24 protein-coding genes are annotated in these 17,528 nt (G+C 56.2%); 21 read left to right on the top strand and 3 right to left on the bottom strand.

From position 1 onward, the window contains the following. Positions 1–40: 40 nt before the first annotated feature. The 5 genes from G437_RS0100460 (at position 41) to G437_RS0100440 (ending at position 3,458) form a co-directional block, all read left to right on the top strand. Entirely contained in the window at positions 41–319 is a 279-nt protein-coding gene (locus G437_RS0100460) for a VRR-NUC domain-containing protein (RefSeq protein WP_024330637.1), read from the top strand. After that, on the top strand, positions 300–1,673 hold the full coding sequence (locus tag G437_RS0100455) for a DEAD/DEAH box helicase (protein ID WP_024330636.1): 1,374 nt from the start codon (positions 300–302) through the stop codon (positions 1,671–1,673). Before G437_RS0100460 ends, G437_RS0100455 begins: the two co-directional genes overlap by 20 nt. Further along, positions 1,664–2,122 carry an ArpU family phage packaging/lysis transcriptional regulator gene (locus G437_RS0100450; protein WP_024330635.1) on the top strand — a complete coding sequence of 153 codons (459 nt, stop codon included), beginning with the start codon at positions 1,664–1,666 and terminating at the stop codon, positions 2,120–2,122. Before G437_RS0100455 ends, G437_RS0100450 begins: the two co-directional genes overlap by 10 nt. Before the next feature lie 139 nt (positions 2,123–2,261). After that, a complete protein-coding gene (locus G437_RS0100445) occupies positions 2,262–2,639 on the top strand; it encodes an HNH endonuclease (protein WP_024330634.1) in 378 nt (125 codons plus the stop codon). A 246-nt stretch (positions 2,640–2,885) separates the two neighbouring features. Next, on the top strand, positions 2,886–3,458 hold the full coding sequence (locus G437_RS0100440) for a P27 family phage terminase small subunit (protein WP_024330633.1): 573 nt from the start codon (positions 2,886–2,888) through the stop codon (positions 3,456–3,458). A gap of 24 nt (positions 3,459–3,482) precedes the next feature. On the opposite strand, the gene G437_RS0100435 is transcribed toward G437_RS0100440, so the two are convergent. Further along, positions 3,483–3,686 carry a hypothetical protein gene (locus G437_RS0100435; RefSeq protein WP_231782330.1) on the bottom strand — a complete coding sequence of 68 codons (204 nt, stop codon included), beginning with the start codon at positions 3,684–3,686 and terminating at the stop codon, positions 3,483–3,485. Positions 3,687–3,801: 115 nt separating this feature from the next. On the opposite strand from G437_RS0100435, the gene metK reads away from it, so the two are divergent. The 6 genes from metK to G437_RS0100405 all read left to right on the top strand — a co-directional run bounded on the left by metK (position 3,802) and on the right by G437_RS0100405 (position 10,422). Next, a complete protein-coding gene (gene metK, locus G437_RS0100430) occupies positions 3,802–4,992 on the top strand; it encodes a methionine adenosyltransferase (protein ID WP_024330631.1) in 1,191 nt (396 codons plus the stop codon). Continuing rightward, positions 4,964–6,220, top strand: coding sequence for a site-specific DNA-methyltransferase (locus G437_RS0100425; RefSeq protein WP_024330630.1), 1,257 nt, complete (start codon positions 4,964–4,966; stop codon positions 6,218–6,220). Before metK ends, G437_RS0100425 begins: the two co-directional genes overlap by 29 nt. A gap of 3 nt (positions 6,221–6,223) precedes the next feature. Beyond that, positions 6,224–7,744, top strand: a complete 1,521-nt coding sequence (locus G437_RS0100420; RefSeq protein ID WP_029769104.1) for a DNA cytosine methyltransferase — start codon at positions 6,224–6,226, stop codon at positions 7,742–7,744. A 151-nt stretch (positions 7,745–7,895) separates the two neighbouring features. After that, positions 7,896–8,342, top strand: coding sequence for a virulence protein (locus G437_RS0100415; protein WP_024330629.1), 447 nt, complete (start codon positions 7,896–7,898; stop codon positions 8,340–8,342). A 106-nt stretch (positions 8,343–8,448) separates the two neighbouring features. Then, complete coding sequence (locus tag G437_RS0100410) at positions 8,449–8,742, top strand: Nmad4 family putative nucleotide modification protein (RefSeq protein ID WP_024330628.1); 294 nt, start codon at positions 8,449–8,451, stop codon at positions 8,740–8,742. A 75-nt stretch (positions 8,743–8,817) separates the two neighbouring features. Continuing rightward, entirely contained in the window at positions 8,818–10,422 is a 1,605-nt protein-coding gene (locus tag G437_RS0100405; protein WP_024330627.1) for a terminase large subunit, read from the top strand. Here G437_RS0100405 and G437_RS0100400 read toward each other — a convergent pair. After that, positions 10,392–10,763: a DUF2651 family protein gene (locus G437_RS0100400; protein WP_024330626.1), complete on the bottom strand. Its 372-nt coding sequence runs from the start codon at positions 10,761–10,763 to the stop codon at positions 10,392–10,394. The two genes, G437_RS0100405 and G437_RS0100400, sit on opposite strands and share 31 nt — an antisense overlap. Positions 10,764–10,793: 30 nt before the next feature. Here G437_RS0100400 and G437_RS0100395 point away from each other — a divergent pair, with 30 nt between their 5' ends. Genes G437_RS0100395 through G437_RS11270 form a run of 10 tightly spaced genes read left to right on the top strand, consistent with a single transcriptional unit; the run spans position 10,794 to position 16,894 of the window. Then, positions 10,794–12,095, top strand: a complete 1,302-nt coding sequence (locus tag G437_RS0100395) for a phage portal protein (protein ID WP_024330625.1) — start codon at positions 10,794–10,796, stop codon at positions 12,093–12,095. Beyond that, positions 12,092–12,955 carry a head maturation protease, ClpP-related gene (locus G437_RS0100390; RefSeq protein ID WP_024330624.1) on the top strand — a complete coding sequence of 288 codons (864 nt, stop codon included), beginning with the start codon at positions 12,092–12,094 and terminating at the stop codon, positions 12,953–12,955. The genes G437_RS0100395 and G437_RS0100390 overlap by 4 nt, the downstream gene beginning before the upstream one ends. A 14-nt stretch (positions 12,956–12,969) precedes the next feature. Next, complete coding sequence (locus tag G437_RS0100385) at positions 12,970–14,199, top strand: phage major capsid protein (RefSeq protein ID WP_024330623.1); 1,230 nt, start codon at positions 12,970–12,972, stop codon at positions 14,197–14,199. A gap of 30 nt (positions 14,200–14,229) precedes the next feature. Next, on the top strand, positions 14,230–14,547 hold the full coding sequence (locus G437_RS0100380) for a head-tail connector protein (protein ID WP_024330622.1): 318 nt from the start codon (positions 14,230–14,232) through the stop codon (positions 14,545–14,547). A gap of 4 nt (positions 14,548–14,551) precedes the next feature. Next, positions 14,552–14,923: a head-tail adaptor protein gene (locus G437_RS0100375; protein ID WP_024330621.1), complete on the top strand. Its 372-nt coding sequence runs from the start codon at positions 14,552–14,554 to the stop codon at positions 14,921–14,923. Further along, on the top strand, positions 14,883–15,320 hold the full coding sequence (locus G437_RS0100370; protein WP_024330620.1) for an HK97-gp10 family putative phage morphogenesis protein: 438 nt from the start codon (positions 14,883–14,885) through the stop codon (positions 15,318–15,320). Before G437_RS0100375 ends, G437_RS0100370 begins: the two co-directional genes overlap by 41 nt. Beyond that, positions 15,317–15,661 (top strand): hypothetical protein, encoded by a 345-nt coding sequence (locus G437_RS0100365; protein ID WP_024330619.1) that lies wholly within the window; start codon positions 15,317–15,319, stop codon positions 15,659–15,661. The genes G437_RS0100370 and G437_RS0100365 overlap by 4 nt, the downstream gene beginning before the upstream one ends. Before the next feature lie 13 nt (positions 15,662–15,674). Beyond that, a complete protein-coding gene (locus G437_RS0100360) occupies positions 15,675–16,271 on the top strand; it encodes a major tail protein (RefSeq protein ID WP_024330618.1) in 597 nt (198 codons plus the stop codon). 12 nt (positions 16,272–16,283) lie between these two features. Next, positions 16,284–16,700: a hypothetical protein gene (locus G437_RS0100355; protein WP_024330617.1), complete on the top strand. Its 417-nt coding sequence runs from the start codon at positions 16,284–16,286 to the stop codon at positions 16,698–16,700. A 23-nt stretch (positions 16,701–16,723) separates the two neighbouring features. Then, positions 16,724–16,894 carry a hypothetical protein gene (locus tag G437_RS11270; protein ID WP_155845676.1) on the top strand — a complete coding sequence of 57 codons (171 nt, stop codon included), beginning with the start codon at positions 16,724–16,726 and terminating at the stop codon, positions 16,892–16,894. Here G437_RS11270 and G437_RS0100345 read toward each other — a convergent pair. Then, a complete protein-coding gene (locus G437_RS0100345) occupies positions 16,891–17,508 on the bottom strand; it encodes an alpha/beta fold hydrolase (RefSeq protein WP_024330616.1) in 618 nt (205 codons plus the stop codon). The genes G437_RS11270 and G437_RS0100345 overlap by 4 nt on opposite strands. Between the last annotated feature and the right edge of the window lie 20 nt (positions 17,509–17,528).

Genomic DNA, 17,528 nt, shown 5'->3' with positions numbered 1-17,528 from the left:
ACCACTCTGCACCCCTTGAGAAACCATTCAAGGAGTGACCATGAACGAACGAACCATAGAACACCAACTGAAGAAAGCCGTTGAAGCCTCTGGCGGCTTGTGCTGGAAGCTTGTCTGCCCTGGAACCACGGGTGTACCTGACCGGATATGCCTGACGAGAAACCGGGCTGTTTTCGTCGAGCTCAAAGCATCAGGCAAGAAGCCACGGCCAATCCAAGTGCGCCGGATGAACCAACTCCGCCAGCAAGGTTTCACCGCTCTGGTTGTTGATTCGATTGACGGCATACAGGAGGTGCTTGATGCACTATCAGCCGCATAACTACCAAACCACCGCAACCCAATACATCATCGACCACCACGAGGCCGCGATCTTCCTTGGGATGGGTTTGGGCAAATCGGTGATCACGTTGACGGCGATCTGGCAGCTCATGCTCGACTACTTCACCATCCACCGAGTCCTCGTCATCGCACCACTTCGGGTAGCCCGAGACACCTGGCCCGCCGAAATATCGAAGTGGGATCACCTTGACGGGCTCACCGTCGCGGTCGCTGTTGGCACCAAACAAGACCGGCTGGCAGCGTTATCCAAGTCTGCAATGGTGACCATCATCAACCGTGAAAACATCCCATGGCTCATCAGCCAACTCGGGGGTAGCTGGCCGTTCGACATGGTTATCATCGACGAACTCTCCTCGTTCAAGAATCATCGGGCGAAGAGGTTCACGGCTTTGGTGAAAATGCGACCATACGTTAAACGCTGGGTTGGGCTGACCGGAACGCCAGCGTCGAACGGGCTGATGGATGTGTGGGCGCAGTTCCGTCTTCTCGACGGTGGCGAGCGTTTGGGTCGTTTCATTACTCGTTATCGTGAGCGGTGGTTTGTGCCCGATAAGCGCAATGGGATGCAGGTCTTTACCTATAAGCCACGCGTGGGTGCTGAGGATGAGATCTATGCGGCGATTGGTGACATGACGTTGTCGATGAGAACCACCGACCACCTGCAGCTACCAAAACTGACGGTGACGACAATGCCTGTGGTGCTGTATCCGAAAGAACGACGCGTGTATGAGCAGTTGAAATCTGATCTTGTCCTCGACCTCGGTGAGGCGACAATCGACGCTGCGAATGCTGCTGCATTGTCGGGCAAGTTGCTGCAGTTGGCGTCGGGTGCGATCTACACCGGCGATGGTCAGTGGACAGCGGTTCACGAGCGGAAGCTCGACGTCCTCGAAGACCTCGTCGAGGCAGCCAACGGCAACCCACTGCTCGTAGCCTACTGGTTCACTCACGACCGCGAACGTATCACCGCCCGCTTCCCACAGGCTCGCGAACTGAAAACGAGCGCGGATATCGAGGCGTGGAACAGAGGCGAGATAACCCTCGGGCTGATCCACCCCGCGAGCGCTGGCCACGGGCTAAACCTCCAGAGCGGTGGGCATCTGCTGGTGTGGTTCTCGCTCACGTGGAGTTTAGAACTCTATCAGCAGACGAATGCCCGCCTTTATCGGCAAGGACAGTTAGAGCCGGTCACCATCACGCACCTGATCTCTGAAGGGACGCTCGATGAAGCCGTCCTTAAAGCCCTTGATGCGAAAGACGCCACTCAGGCTGCGTTGATTGACGCGGTCACAGCAGAAATCACAACCACTGAAAGGACAAGCTCATGCATGTGATGACCAAATACCTCGACACAAGGAAAGCCGCGATCGCAGCGCTACAGGATTATGCGGTGATGGAACAGATCATCGAGAGTACCGACGAGCAGATCAAGACGGCTTACGCTGACGCGGCAAGCCCAGCATCCCCACGCATGGACGGCACGCCACCATCAGGCAACCTCCACGCTTCGGAGAACAGGATCGTCGCGAGCATTGAGCGAATCGACGCCTACAAGGCTCGCTACCTACAGGCCCGCCAGTACATGGACTGGTTCTTACCTGCGTGGGAAGTCATCGCTGAAGACGACCGCTTCATCCTCGAAGGCTTCTTCCTCAGCGAGGGGACACAAGATGAGAAGGTGTCGATGATCGCCGATCACTTCTACGTCGAGCGTGACACGGTCTATCGGCGCAAGAACCGAGCCCTCGACAGGTTCGCCACCGCCTTATACGGACAGCTCTAGCGTTAGCCGGTATCCGAAACATGCGATAGAAAACCGCATATCGGTGTGAGAACATGTAAGTGGTTGAAAACTAGGAGAAGCCCCAAGAACCCACACGGGAACTTGGGGCTTCACCACATCCAGGGGGAAGGAGCCAGCGATGCCAGTGAAGCCAGCGTACCCGTGTTCCCACCCTGGATGCCCTGAACTGACCCGTGAACGCTACTGCGACGCCCATGCCAAGGCGGAGGACGCCCGGTATCGGAAGTATCAGCGTGATCCGAAGATCAACCGCCGCTACGGCGCGCGGTGGCGTAAGATCCGCGCCGCCTACGTCGCCGCCCATCCGCTTTGCGAAGACTGCCTAGAGCATGGCAAGTACACGCCCGCACAGGAAGTCCACCACGTGCTCCCGCTTGAGCACGGCGGCACCCACAACTTCGACAACCTCCGTTCGCTGTGCAAGCCCTGCCACTCGCGCCAGAGCGCGCTTGATGATGATCGGTGGCGGCAACAACCTCGGGTCTACACCTACTGAATTCTTCGCCACGTTCCGCCCTGTCGCGGTTGTCGTCGCGCACCTCAAAGTTGCCTACCCTCCTGGCGTTTGCCGAACACGTGGCAACGTCGAAAGCCTTACGAGGGGTAGGGTCGTCGAATCTCTACGACCTCGGGACAGGTCAGCGGGCGGGGCCAACCGTACGCAAAAAGACCGATTCAAACAGGGTATTAACCCGCAAGCCCTCCATCACCGGGCTAACCGCCTGGAAGGAGGCAAGATTTAATGGCTAAGGACGGCACCAACCGCGGCGGCCGCCGCGTCAGGGCTGGCGCGAAACCCGACCCGCTGAGTGAGAAACTCGCTAAGGGTCTGCCTGCTACTCGCCTGGAAGATCCGCTAGCGTCCCCTTTTGATTTCGAGGGCGCAGATGTTGGTGATGGCGCGGTGCTTGCTGGTGAGGTGATGCCGGAGCCTGCCGAGTATCTGTCGGAGATTCAGCGCGATGGCAAACCTTTAGGTGCTGATTTGGTGTATCGGGAGACGTGGCGCTGGCTTGATGAGCGTGGCTGCACGAGGTTTGTTTCTAAGCGTCTGATTGAGGCCTATGCGCAGGCGTTCGCGCGTTATGTGCAGTGTGAGCAGGCGATCTCCAAGTTTGGTTTGCTCGGCAAGCACCCGACCACGGGGGCTGCTATCGCTTCCCCATTCGTTGCCATGTCCCAGTCGTTTGGTAAGCAGGCGAACGTGTATTGGTATGAGATTTTTGAGATTGTGCGGGCTAACTGCACTAGCGACTATTCAGGTGCGGCTCCGGGTGATGAGGTTATGGAGCAGTTGTTGAAAGCACGCTCGTAGATGCGTCCTAGTTGTTTACCAGGGTTATTTGGAGCGTTTTTTCGCGCTGAAAGCTGCCCCTAGCGTGATTCCAACTCCTGCGCCGATAGCTAACCCCAAGGCCTTATCGTCCATAATGAACCCAAAGATAATGCTGGTCATCACCCCGGCAATCAGTCCATAGGCCACGGCTTTACCATCGCCGCCGGAAGGCTCTGGCGGATTAGGTTTACTCGTTTCGTCTTTCACGTATTCCAGTATCACACACGATTCGGGTTCGCTTGTCTATATTCGCTCCCCACTCTTGGTTCGTCATGGTGGGGAGTTTTTGTTTCTTTTGATTTTCTACTGAAAGGACATTCCTATGACTATGGTTCGCAGCGCTGAAGCAGTGTGTATCGGTCACCCCGATAAACTGTGCGATTTAATTGCTGATCAGATTCTCGACGAAATTCTCTACACTGATCGCAACGCCCGCGTCGCGGTAGAGGTCATGGCTACTGGGCGACGCATTATTGTCACCGGTGAAATCAGCACTAAAGCTCATGTGCGAATCCGGGAATCTGTACGCACAGCCCTGACTGCAGCTGGCTATAAGCCGTGGAGATTTTTAGTTTATGTATGGGTGCGGTGTCAATCTAGCGATATTAACGGCGGGGTGACCACATCTTTAGAGGCTCGCCATGGCGATGAGTCCGCTTATTGTCTTCAGGGTGCTGGTGACCAAGGCACGGTCTATGGTTATGCCTGCACTGATACTCCTGAGCGTTTACCGTTGCCTCTTGTTTTAGCCCACGAGATTTGTAAGCGGCTAGATGACGCACGCAAGCAAGGAACCATCACTGGGATCTTCTCGGATGGTAAAGCACAAGTTTCGGTGCGCTACAACGACGCAGGAAAACCGCAAGCCGTAGAGACGGTGGTGGTTTCCGTCCAGCACGATGAATCCAAGGATTTCGAGGTGTTGCGCCGTGAAATAACTTCACTGATTGTTGGCCCAGCATGCCAGCGGTATCTACCGGTAGATGCGGACACGGTTGTGTTGATCAACCCGTCCGGGCGGTTCGTGCAGGGCGGCCCTAAAGCTGACACTGGACTCACCGGTAGGAAGTTGATGGTTGACACCTATGGCGGACTGGCCGGACATGGTGGTGGAGCTTTCTGTGGTAAAGATGCTTCTAAGGTTGACCGTTCGGGTGCTTATATGGCGCGGCTGATCGCGAAAACCGTGGTGGATGCGGATCTTGCACCCAGGTGCCAGGTGGCGATTAGTTACGCGATCGGGAAAGCCGACCCGGTTGCTTTCAGTGTGGACACGCTCGGCACCGGCCAATACACCGATGAAATCATCACGGCTGCGGCTCGAGATGTGTTCAATCTTCGGCCAGCAGCAATCATCGACCAGTTTGGGCTGCGAGCACCCGGCTATGTGCGGTATTCGACGTATGGGCATTTCGGGGATTACACACGCAAATGGGAAGACACCTGGACTACTCGGTGCGAGCTTATAAAGGCGGTGAAAAACCATGCGCATCAAGCAAATAGAGCTAACTGATCTCACCCCAGCTGACTACAACCCGCGTAAAGACCTTAAGCCCGGCGACCCCGACTACGAAAAGCTCAAGCGGTCGCTGACGGAGTTTGGGTATGTGGAGCCAGTCATCTGGAACAAAACCACCGGAAATATTGTGGGTGGGCATCAGCGTCTGAAAGTACTCGCCGATCTGGGCTATAAAACCGTGGACTGCGTAGTAGTTGAGCTAGACGAAACCCGCGAAAAAGCGCTCAACGTTGCGCTAAACAAGATCAGTGGCCAGTGGGATGAATCCAAACTCGCCCTACTCATAGCCGACCTGGATGCTTCCGATTTCGACGTTGAATTCACCGGTTTCGACGAAGCCGAAATACAACAGTTGATAGGTTCTCTCGACGGCGACAGTATCGAGGACGATAACTTCGACCTAAATGCCGCCCTTGAGGCTGCTGCTTTCGTCCAACGCGGCGATATCTGGACTATTGGTAGGCATCGCCTGATGTGCGGCGACGCCACGAACCCGGCCGATGTCGAAACTTTGATGGATGGCAAACAGGCTAATCTGGTGGTCACAGACCCGCCTTACAACGTGGACTTCAAATCGAACAGCGGCCTGAAAATCGCAGGCGACAAACAAGACGCCGACACCTTCTACCAGTTCCTACTGGCTGCATTCACCAACATGGCGGAATCCCTGGCTAAGGGCGGGTCAGCCTATGTTTTCCACGCCGACACCGAAGGATTGAACTTCCGTCGCGCCTTCCAAGACGCAGGCTTCTATCTCTCCGGATGTTGCATCTGGGTTAAAGACTGCCTCGTACTGGGCCGCTCCCCATATCAGTGGCAGCACGAACCGGTGCTATATGGGTGGAAGAAAGACGGCTCTCACGCTTGGTATGCGAATCGCAAACAAACCACGGTGTGGAATTTTGCGAAGCCGAGGAAGAATTCCGATCACCCCACAAGCAAGCCACTAGACCTGTTGGCTTACCCGATTCGTAACTCCACCCAGGCGAATGCGATCGTGCTCGACACCTTCGCAGGCTCAGGGTCCACGCTCATGGCGTGCGAGGCCACCGACCGCATCGCCTACTGCATGGAGCTCGACGAGAAATACGCCTCGGTGATCCTGCGCCGGTATGCCGAACACACCGGGGATGCAGCAGGAATTACCTGCCTACGAGACGGCAAGGAATACGCGTATCTCGATCTGGTGAAAGAAGTCGAGCGCCCCAAACAGAAAGGCTGACCCATGGCACAAACTTTAAGGCTTGGCTCGCTTTTTGATGGCTCGGGAGGATTCCCACTCGCCGCCACCAAGGTTGGTATCGAACCTGTGTGGGCGAGCGAGATTGAGCCCTTCCCGATCCTGGTAACCACCACGCGCCTTCCGCAAATGCAACACCTGGGCGACATCTGCGATATTGACGGCAGTCAGCTAGAGCCGGTGGATGTGGTCACGTTTGGTTCTCCTTGCCAAGACCTGTCGGTGGCAGGTAAAAGGGCAGGCTTAGCTGGCGAACGCTCCGGCCTATTCCACCAAGCCGTCAGAGTCATCAGAGAAATGAGAAAGGCAAGTCATGGTCTATATCCAAGATTCACTGTTTGGGAAAACGTGCCCGGAGCCTTCTCAAGCAATAAAGGAGCAGACTTCCACAGCGTCCTGCAAAACCTCATCTCGGTTGTCGACGAGCAAGCAGCGGCTGACCTACCTCGAGCTGACAAATGGCAAAAAGCTGGAGCGATCGTGGCAGACCACTGGAGTATTGCGTGGCGAGTATTGGATGCGCAATTTTTCGGAGTACCCCAACGACGCAAAAGAATCTACCTTATCGCAGATTTTGCAAGCGGGCGTGCCGGACACATACTCTTTGAGCCCACGAGCCTGCGCGGGAATCTTACGCAGGGCTGCGACCAGAGGCAAAATGCTACCTCCAATCCTCGAGCAGGCACTCACGAGGCAAGCAAATCCTTAGATGTGTTCACCTTGCGGATGCGCGCAGGTAAACCGGGTGGCGGTAAAGGCCCGCTCGTGCAAACAAATCTGTCGGGCACGCTCGGATGCAGTAACGACCAGAGTATTATTGAGCCGCTATTGTTTGACCATCATCCTCATGATGCCAGAGTGGGCGGACCATGCCAGATAGCGCCAACCGTGACCGCTCGTTACAGCACTGGCGGAGGCAATACTCCCATCATCGCTACCGCCTACGGTTTCAATGCGTTACATGAGGGACGCGGCACGGCAGTGGGCAGGTACGGTTATTCAACCGAGGTATCCAAGACGCTCGATACGTCAGGGATAGCTCCGACCTGTAACCAAGGCGGCATCGCCATCGTCGAACCTGACGTTGTGAGCGCCTCGAAGGCAGACTTCTTCTGCCGAGGAAACGTGAATGTTGCTGGTGCCCTGTTGGCTTCGGATTCGACCGAGCCGCCCCTGGTCACCGACCCTTGCGTGCCTGACTATCGCGTGAGGCGCTTAACCCCGACTGAGTGTGCCCGCCTACAAGGATTCCCGGATATTTGGACAGACGGACTCGCTATCGAGAACCCGAGCGAAGACGTGCTGGATTATTGGTGGCAGGTCTGGGCCAGCTGGGGCAAGGTACAAGGATTGAAAAAACTTAAAACCCGCAACCAAGTACGCAAATGGCTCGCAGCCCCGGTGACAGATCGGGCGTTATACAAGCTGTGGGGAAACGGGATAGCTTTGCCGTGCGCCGAATTCGTGCTTTCCCAGATAGCGGCCGAGGCCACTAAAACTCCTTGATTTTAAGGCGAAAATGACTGGATAAGCCCGCGAATCTATGGCTGTATGTACATGACCAGACAAAACACAAGAAAGAGGGTTTGGTGATGATAGGACAGCTATATGTTCATCTAGAAGAAATCGAAAACCTCGGCAAGGGGGATAAATAGCGATGAGTAGCAAGCAAGACCCTGGCTACGGGCTGGTGATCACTTTGCCGACCATTCTTGATGAACGTGAACTATACAGGCTACTTGAACTTGTCAATGCAAAGTCAGACCTTATCTCCAAAAGCCTGGGAACCAGCCAGTTGAGCATCAGATCCACCGAGGAAGGCGTGAGTTTTCCTTGGTGGGATAAGCTGCCAGAGTTTGAGAAGATCACAGCCTACACCGAGTTCTTAACGGAGCTGGTCGCATACGCTAAACGAATCCGCCGCACGGTCGCTCGCAGTGCGAGCCAGGTAAGTAATGAGAAGTATGAACTGCGCTCTCTGCTTTACCGCATCGGACTTAGCGGTAAAAAGAATGCTGAGGTTCGCAAAATCCTGCTTAAGCCGCTCTCGGGTAATTCGGCGTGGAAAACCCCGTCATTAATAAACACTAACCAAGAGATGTAAACCACTATTTATTAGGCAAAATAGGCGGCAAAATGACTGGATAAGTAGACGGGTCTATGGCTGTATATACATACCGAAACGGTACACAACACATAAGGAAACAGCCATGAACACTACCAAGGTCACCAGCGAAACCCTGCAGATGCGCGTCGATTCCTACGGGACGGTTCTTGCCTACGGGAACTACACGCTAGCAAGTTTTGCTACCTGGACCAAGACTGAAGGATTTGGCAACAACGCCCAAATCTACCAGTTGATGGAAGAACCCGTCAGCGGGTTCGGGCCTAACTCGAAAGGCCGCGCAGAATGCGAACTCGAACTCATAGCTGAGTCAGACCACCTTTTCGCTGACGCTGGACATGCGATCGCCTGGGCGTTAGCTAATCTGCCTAAAGCCTAGCCCCACTGGATACGAGGGCACCTGCTATCGCCGGTAGCAACTGACTTTTTAACCAACAGAAGGTAACTGATTCGTATGCGTCAGCTAGCTGAATATCACCCGACCCGGTTCATGGCTGAAAGCTCGCGCTATGACAAACGCCGAGCCGACTTTGCGGTCGCGTTCATCCAAGCGTTAAAGCATACGAAAGGCCGGTGGGCAGGACAGCCCTTCCAGCTCATCGACTGGCAAGAGCAAATCATCCGTGACCTGTTCGGCGCCGTCAAAGAAGACGGCTACCGCCAATTCACCACCGCCTACGTCGAGATTCCCAAGAAGATGGGCAAAAGTGAGCTCGCCGCAGCAGTCGCGCTACTACTCACCTGCGGGGATGGTGAAGAACGCGCCGAAGTCTATGGCTGCGCGGCAGACCGTCAGCAGGCATCCATTGTGTTCGAGGTTGCGGCGGACATGATCCGCATGAGTCCAGCGCTATCCAAACGTGTCAAGATTCTTGCCTCGCAGAAGCGAATCATCTATAAGCCCACCAACTCCTTCTACCAAGTCTTGAGTGCGGAGGCGTATTCGAAGCACGGATTCAACATCTCCGGCGTGGTATTCGATGAGCTACACACCCAACCCAACCGGGCGCTCTTCGACGTGATGACCAAAGGCAGTGGGGATGCGCGCACCCAGCCGCTGTACTTCTTGATCACGACAGCGGGTACCGACACGCATAGCATTTGTTATGAGCAACACCAAAAAGCCCAAGACATCCTAGATGGCAAAAAGCACGACCCGACGTTCTACCCGGTGATCTATGGGGCGGCGCAAGATGATGATTGGACCGACGAGGCCGTGTGGCATAAGGCTAATCCGAGCTTAGGGATCACTGTCCCGATCGAGAAAGTCCGCCAAGCCTGCACCTCGGCCAGGCAGAATCCTGCTGAGGAGAACACGTTCAGGCAGTTGCGTTTGAATCAGTGGGTGAAGCAGTCGGTGCGCTGGATGCCCATGCACGTGTGGAATCAAAACAACACCCCAGTAGACTTAGCGGAGCTTGAGGGGCGTGTTTGTTACGGCGGTCTCGACCTTGCCTCCACAACCGACATCACCGCGTTCGTGCTCGTCTTCCCACCCGAAACCGGGGAGAACAAGTACGTGATCGCGCCATGGTTTTGGATCCCCGAAGACAACCTCAAACTCCGCGTTAACCGTGACCACGTGCCCTACGACCTATGGCAACAGCAAGGCTTCCTGCAAACCACGGAGGGCAACGTCGTCCACTACGGCGCGATCGAAACCTTCATCGAGCAACTCGGTGAACGCTTCGATATTCGCGAGATTGCTTTCGACCGTTGGGGCGCAGTCCAAATGAGCCAAAACCTCGAAGGACTCGGCTTCACCGTCGTTCCCTTCGGGCAAGGCTTCAAAGACATGAGCCCGCCCTCGAAGGAATTGATGAAGCTGGCGCTTGAAGGACGCCTTGCTCATGGTGGGCACCCGGTCCTGTCGTGGATGGTTGACAACATTCACGTACGCACCGACCCAGCAGGAAACATCAAACCCGACAAACAAAAGTCCACGGAGAAAATCGACGGCGTGGTCGCAACAATCATGGCCCTCGACCGCGCCATCCGAAACGGCAGCGGGCGTGTCAGCGGCAGTGTTTATGACGAGCGCGGCCTACTCGTGCTGTGAGCACGCTCATGGATGAACGCACCGATGCCTGTGCCGATCAGTCCCAAGATCGAGTAGGCGACGCCGTAGATGAGGGCTGAATCGTTGTAGTACACGAACAGTGTGGTCAAGAACCCTGCGAACGGGGCCAGTAGCCACCACCAGCCGAACCCGTGGCGTGCCCCATCGATAACGCTCAAAACGATGGTTAGTAGTGGAAACGCGAGGAAGAGCAATGCGATGAACCACTTGGCGTTGGGATCGCTCAGCCTGCTGATCCACATGGAAATGAGCGGCAACAACCAAAATGCCGCTAGCAGGACACTCATCAGTGCCCACGACTGTTTTGAGGGCGCTTTCATATTCCAATTTTACATGTGAAAGGACACCGCATGAGTTTTCTGAATTGGCTGCGTGGCGACACCACCCGCTCCGCTGACGATCACGCGATCAGCTCTGGCTACAGCTTTTTCTTCGGGGCAACGAGCTCTGGCCGTCCGGTAACGGAACGCAGCGCGATGCAAATGACCGCCGTCTACAGCTGCGTGCGGATTTTGGCTGAGGCGATAGCCGGGCTACCACTGCACGTATACCGTTACAAGGACGGTGGCGGCAAGGAAAAAGCTCTCGACCACCCCTTATACCCGCTGTTGCATGATGAACCTAACCCCGAGATGACATCCTTCGTGTTCCGAGAAACCCTCATGACCCACTTGCTGCTCTGGGGTAATGCGTTCGCGCAAGTGATCCGCAACGGCCGCGACGAAATCATCGGCTTGTATCCGCTCATGCCCAACAGGATGACGGTCGGGCGTGACGAGGCGGGCAGGTTGTACTACGAGTATCAACGCACATGGGACGAACCAACAGGAAGGTTCGAAACCGTCACCTTGCAAGCCCGCGACGTGCTCCATATCCCAGGGCTGGGCTTTGACGGGCTGGTCGGTTATAGCCCGATTGCAATGGCGAAGAACGCCATCGGCTTGGCGCAGGCTACCGAAGACTACGGCGCGTCATTCTTTGCCAACGGCGCGGCTCCTGGTGGTGTGCTCGAGCACCCGGGTACGATCAAAGACCCCGTGCGCGTTAGGGAGTCCTGGCAGTCCACGTTCGGCGGAGCGAGGAACGGCAACAAGATCGCTGTGCTCGAGGAAGGCATGAAATACACGCCCATCTCCGTCAGCCCAGAACAAGCTCAATTCCTTGAAACGAGGAAGTTTCAGATCAACGAAATTGCTCGAATCTTCCGCATACCCCCGCACATGATCGGCGACCTCGAAAAATCCTCGTTTTCCAATATTGAGCAGCAGTCGTTGGAGTTTGTGAAGTACACGTTGGACCCGTGGGTGATCCGCTTCGAACAAGCCATCACCAAAACACTCCTCACCCCGCGTGAAAAGCCTGGCGTGTATGTGAAGTTCAACCTCGAAGGCTTGCTACGTGGGGATTACGAATCCCGAATGAATGGTTATGCGGTGGCACGGCAGAACGGGTGGATGAGCGCCAACGATATCCGCGAACTAGAAAACCTCGACCGCATCAGCATCGAGGCTGGCGGCGACCTCTACCTCGTCAACGGGAACATGCTCCCGCTCAGTCTCGCAGGGGCATACGCGCAGACAACCGAGTCTGAACCGGAGCCTGAACCGGCTGAGGAACCTATGAGTGAAGCTTCTGTAAGGAGGAGGATATGATACGTTTTTGGAACTGGCTCACACCAGAGCCATCAACTGACCCGGACGCAGATGCAGTCCGGGTTTTGCGCATTAGCGGCACGATCGCTGAAGAATCCTGGTTCGATGACGATGTCACGCCGGGAATCTTCGCTAGTGAGTTGAATGCTGGGTCTGGGCCGGTGACTATCTGGCTCAATTCGCCTGGTGGTGATGTTGTGGCTGCGGCGCAGATCTACAACATGCTCATCGACTACCCAGGCACAGTCACCGTCAATATCGATGGCATCGCCGCATCTGCTGCGTCTGTGATCGCAATGGCAGCATCCACCGTGGCTATGAGTCCGGTGTCGATGTTGATGATTCACAACCCTGCGACGATGGCGGTTGGCGATAAGGACGAACTCGCACGTGCGATGAGCATGCTTGATTCGGTCAAAGAATCGATCCTGAATGCGTATCAGGAGAAGACGAACCTGAGTCGGGCGAAGCTGTCCAAGCTCATGGATGCTGAGACGTGGATGGATGCTCGGGCCGCGATCGATATGGGTTTTGCCGACGAACTCTTGACAGGTGAACGTAGCCCGGCCTTCAACGTTAAGCCGGACGAAGAACTAGAAGACGATGAGGACGAAGTCGACTCCCCAGACGAACCCGATGACGAGGGCGAAGAGTTGAAGCGTCCGCCGTTCTCACCCAAGAACGCGGGACAAGGCACGGTGTTTTCCCGCCGCGCCTCCGAACAAAAGCTCATCGCGCATCTGACCGCCTCCTCACCGCCGAGGCCGGTGCGACCACCACGCCCCACCGTTACGCCCGCCGTGCCTGTTGGTCGGCGGGTTTGTGATTTGTACGCCGAATTGATCAATCAACCCCACTGAAAGGACCAATATCCATGTCTACTTCACTTTCTGTTTCTGATCTTCGCACCAAGCGCGCAGATGTTTGGGAGAAGGCGAAGGCCTTCCTCGATGAGCGCCGCGACACCAGCACCGGTTGCCTGTCTGCTGAAGACGATCGGGCTTACGCGAAGATGGAGGCCGAAATCGACCGACTCACCAACGAGATCGCACGCTCTGAACGTGCCTTGCGCCGCGACGCCGACCTCGCTAAGGCAACCAACACACCGCTGACCTCCATGCCCGGCATCAACCCCGACAATGACGAGGTCAAACCCATGACCCCACGCGCTTCAGCTTCCTATAAGCGAGCCTTCTGGGATGCGATGCGGCTCAACGCTTCTCCGATGGAAGTACGCAACGCCCTGTCCGAGGGCGTCGATACTGAAGGCGGCTATCTGGTGCCCGACGAGTTCGAACGCACGCTGATCTCCTCACTTGAAGATCAGAACATCATGCGCTCCCTGGCGAAGGTCATTCAAACCACCAGCGGGGATCGGAAGATCCCGGTCGTCTCTACCCATGGCACTGCCGGGTGGCTCGATGAAGGCAAGCCGTATACCGAATCCGATGAGGCCTTCACGCAGGTCACATTGAGTGCGTTTAAGCTCGGCACCTTCCTCAAAATCAGCGAAGAGCTACTCAATGACAGCGCGTTTAATGTCGAGCAGTACCTAGCAGCGGAGTTTGCTCGCCGTATCGGCGCTGCCGAGGAAGAAGCCTTCCTCACCGGAGACGGAAAGGGCAAACCCACCGGCATCTTCGCAGCATCTGGCGGTGGCGAGAAGGCGGTGACCACGGGCAAGGCCACCGACATTACCGCTGATGAGCTCATCGACCTGCACTATTCCCTGCGCGCCCCGTACCGCAAGAACGCGGTATGGCTGATGAACGATTCCACTGTGAAAACCATCCGTAAGCTCAAGGATGGTAACGGCCAGTACTTGTGGCAGCCAGCGTTGACTGCTGGAACGCCGGATCTGGTTCTTGGTCGCCCGGTTCACACGTCCACGTTCATTCCGGAGATTAAGTCGGGGGCTAAGAGCATAGCCTTCGGTGACTTGTCGTATTACTGGATCGCCGACCGACAAGGCCGCTCGTTCAAGCGGCTCAACGAACTGTTCGCCACCACCGGACAGGTCGGATTCCTGGCCTCCCAGCGACTGGACGGCAAACTCGTCCTACCCGAAGCAGTCAAGCTGCTAACCCAAAAGACCACCGCATAACCCCGGCGACAGTGGAAGGAGGTGGTCGCAATGACCACAACAGAGCTTATCGATCAGGTGAAGGCGAATCTGCTCATCACCTTTGACGATGACGATCAATTGATCGGCGCGCTGATCAATGCGGCTACCTCCTACGCATGTTCCTTCCAGCACCTGCCCGAAAACCACTACGAAAAGAATGAAATGAGCGGGGCAACCAGGCAGGGCATTGTCATGCTCGCCTCCCATTTCTACGAGTCGCGTGATGGTTCCACAGCAGGATTCTGGACAGATAAACCAGATGCGGCTCGGGCAGTGTGGAACGCGGTGAACAATCTGCTGCGCCTGGACCGGGATTGGAAGGTGTAGACCAATGGCTTCTTTGGGATCCATGCGCACCACCATCGACCTCATCCAGCCGACGGTTGTTCGGGATAAGGCGGGGTTCACCACCACGCGCGATGAAGTGAAGGCGACGGTGCGGGCGCAGATCGAGGTGCGGCACGCATCGAGCGCATGGGTGAATCGGGCAGCGTACTCACAGGCTGACGTTCTCTTCCGCATCAGATCTTTTCCCGGACTGTCCGTGACCACTGATATGGAGATCAGTGGCCCGGATGGGCGGTATGCGATTGACGCAGTTGAGGTGATCGGCAGGTATGTCGAGATTCTTGCCCACCAGACCACGCCCGATGGAGACGCCCATGGCTCGAGTGCAGATTCGCTTGCCGAACGCGTTCATTGATTCCCTCAATGCTGCCAGCCGTGTGCTCGAAACCTCTGCTGATGAGGTGCTTGAGGCGGGAGCCGCGGTGGTTGAGCCGCGCATGCGAGCAAACCTCACGGGCGCGATCGGACGTGCCACCAAGCAAGCCTCGCGGTCAACCGGGCAACTACTCAGCGCGCTTGGTACGACCTCGGTGAAAGTCAACAGCCGAGGTGATCACAATATTAAGGTCGGTTTTGCTGAAAACCGCCGGGACGACAGAGCGAATGCGTTGATCGCCAACGTCCTCGAACACGGCCGCTCCAACCAGCCTGCACGCCCGTTCCTTGCACCCACACGGTCGCAAACGCGGCGTGGTGCGATCGAAGCCATGAAAACAGCGCTGACCGCGCGGATTGAGCAGGTGGGGCCATGACCGCATTATTGGAACAACTCACGCAGATTGCTGACAAGCTCGGCCTGCCGTTCGAAGTTGGCCTGTATACGGCTACGCCAGCACCAGATACGTATCTGGTGGCAACCCCGCTGACGGACGCGTTCGATGTGTTCGCCGACAATCAACCCAGTATCGAGGTTGAGGAAGTCCGCCTCGCACTCTTCACTCGCGGAAACTATCTCGACCTACGTAACCGCATTACCCGCGCCCTACTCGACACTGGACTGACGATCACTGCCCGTACCTATGTCGGCTTCGAAGCGGATACCGGATTCCACCATTACGCGATAGACGTCGCAACCCACCACACCTACACATGAAGGAGCATTACTCATGGCGACTATTGGTTTAGACAAGCTCTACTACGCCACCATCACTGAAAACCCCGACACGGGCGAGGAGACCTACGCCAAACCCAAACCCCTCGCCAAAGCCATCAGCGCAGAACTCAGTGTTGAGGTTGCTGAAGCGATCCTGTATGCCGATGACGGGCCGAGTGAGATCGTCAAGGAATTCAAATCCGGCACCCTGACTTTGGGTATCGACGACCTGGGTGGTGAAGCAGCCGCAGCCCTCACTGGGGCGAGCGTGGATGCAAACGGCGTACTCATTTCCGCCTCCGAGGACGGCGGCGCTCCCGTGGCTATCGGTTTCCGAGCCGCACGCTCTACGGGGAAGTATCAGTATTTCTGGCTGTACCGGGTCAAGTTCGCCCTCCCAACAGAAACGTTGGCTACAAAGGCCGACTCGATTACGTTCTCGACACCCTCGATTGAGGGCACGATTTTGCGGCGTAACAAACCCGATAGTAAGGGGCGTCATCCGTGGAAGGCCGAAGTGCTAGAGGGCGGCACCGGCGTCAAGCCCGAGACGATCACTAATTGGTATGCGCAAGTTTATGAACCCGCCAGCATCACATCTGAAGCCTAAGGAGCATGAGCCATGACAACCAAGAAGAAGACTGAATCAGTTGTTGACCCAGGGCGCTCCGCCACTGTCACCATCGGCGGTACCGACTGCGAGCTTGTCTTGACGACGAAAGCCACGCGGCTGATCGCTGAGCGTTACGGCGGGCTCGAACATCTGGGTAACGCCCTGGAAATCTCCGACGATCTGGGCAAGACGCTCGGTGAGGTGATTTGGTTGATCACGCTGCTGGCTAACCAGTCCATCCAGATCCACAACCTGCGCCACCCAGACGACACGCGCCCAGAGTTGAGCGAGGACGAGGTTGAACTACTCACTGTGCCTGCTGATCTGGCGGATTATCGCGGCGCGATTACTGAAGCCCTCCAACGAGGCACACGCCGAGACATCCTGACCGGGTCAGCCCCAAAAGCACCAGCAGCGGACGCGTAGTCGAAACCGACAATGCCGTGTTCATGCGGCTGACATATATCGGCATGGCTCACCTTCACCTATCGCGGGTGGAGGTGGGCTTAACCGTGTTCGGGGAACTCTTGGATCTGGTCGACTGCTGGCGACTCGAAACCGGCAGAGCCCAACCCTTACGTCAATGGTTCATCGACGACGTGATTCCTGCCGGGATTTAGATGTTGTCCCGGTGGGTTTTTAGTTCGTGAGCGAATTCTGTGGGCATTGATTGATGCCATTGATGACCCGCGTCTGGCACAACGATGAGGCGGGCTGGTGGGATCTGTTGGCTGATGGTGCGGGCGGCAGGAAGATTCGCGCGGTCTTTCGAGCCGCACGCAATCGTTGTTGGAACCGTGATATTTCCAAGCTCTGGCTCGAAATCAATGGCTGATATTTGACGCAGGATTTCCAGCAACTGTTGCTTGGAAATCTGTGGTGGGCACACGAGACGCTCAGGCAAGACTCGAATTAGAACGCTTTGAATGCGCATCAATACTTTAGGCGGGCGTGCTTGAGGAGCTGAAAGAAACAGGGAGCGAACCATGTGCGGGTGCCGTATAGCCAGATCAAGACCCATCACCGCGCCAAGAGATAGCCCAACCACGTCGACTGGATCATTCAGTGATGCGGCGAGTTCGTCCGTGCGCTCATGTAACGACCATGGCGTTCCTGATGGCTGATCGACAACAGTGGGCGTGAGCGCGTCAATGCTCTCGAACTCGTTGATAACACCATTCCAGGCTTGCGGGGTCTCACCGAGTCCGTGGAGGAAAAGTACCGGAGTGCTCATCGCTGCAAACCACGAGTGGC

It is taken from the genome of Winkia neuii subsp. neuii DSM 8576 (genome assembly GCF_000420405.1).
Taxonomy (GTDB): domain Bacteria; phylum Actinomycetota; class Actinomycetes; order Actinomycetales; family Actinomycetaceae; genus Winkia; species Winkia neuii.
The sequence above is the reverse complement of the archived record's forward strand: the minus strand, read 5'-3'. Positions and strand labels throughout refer to the sequence as shown.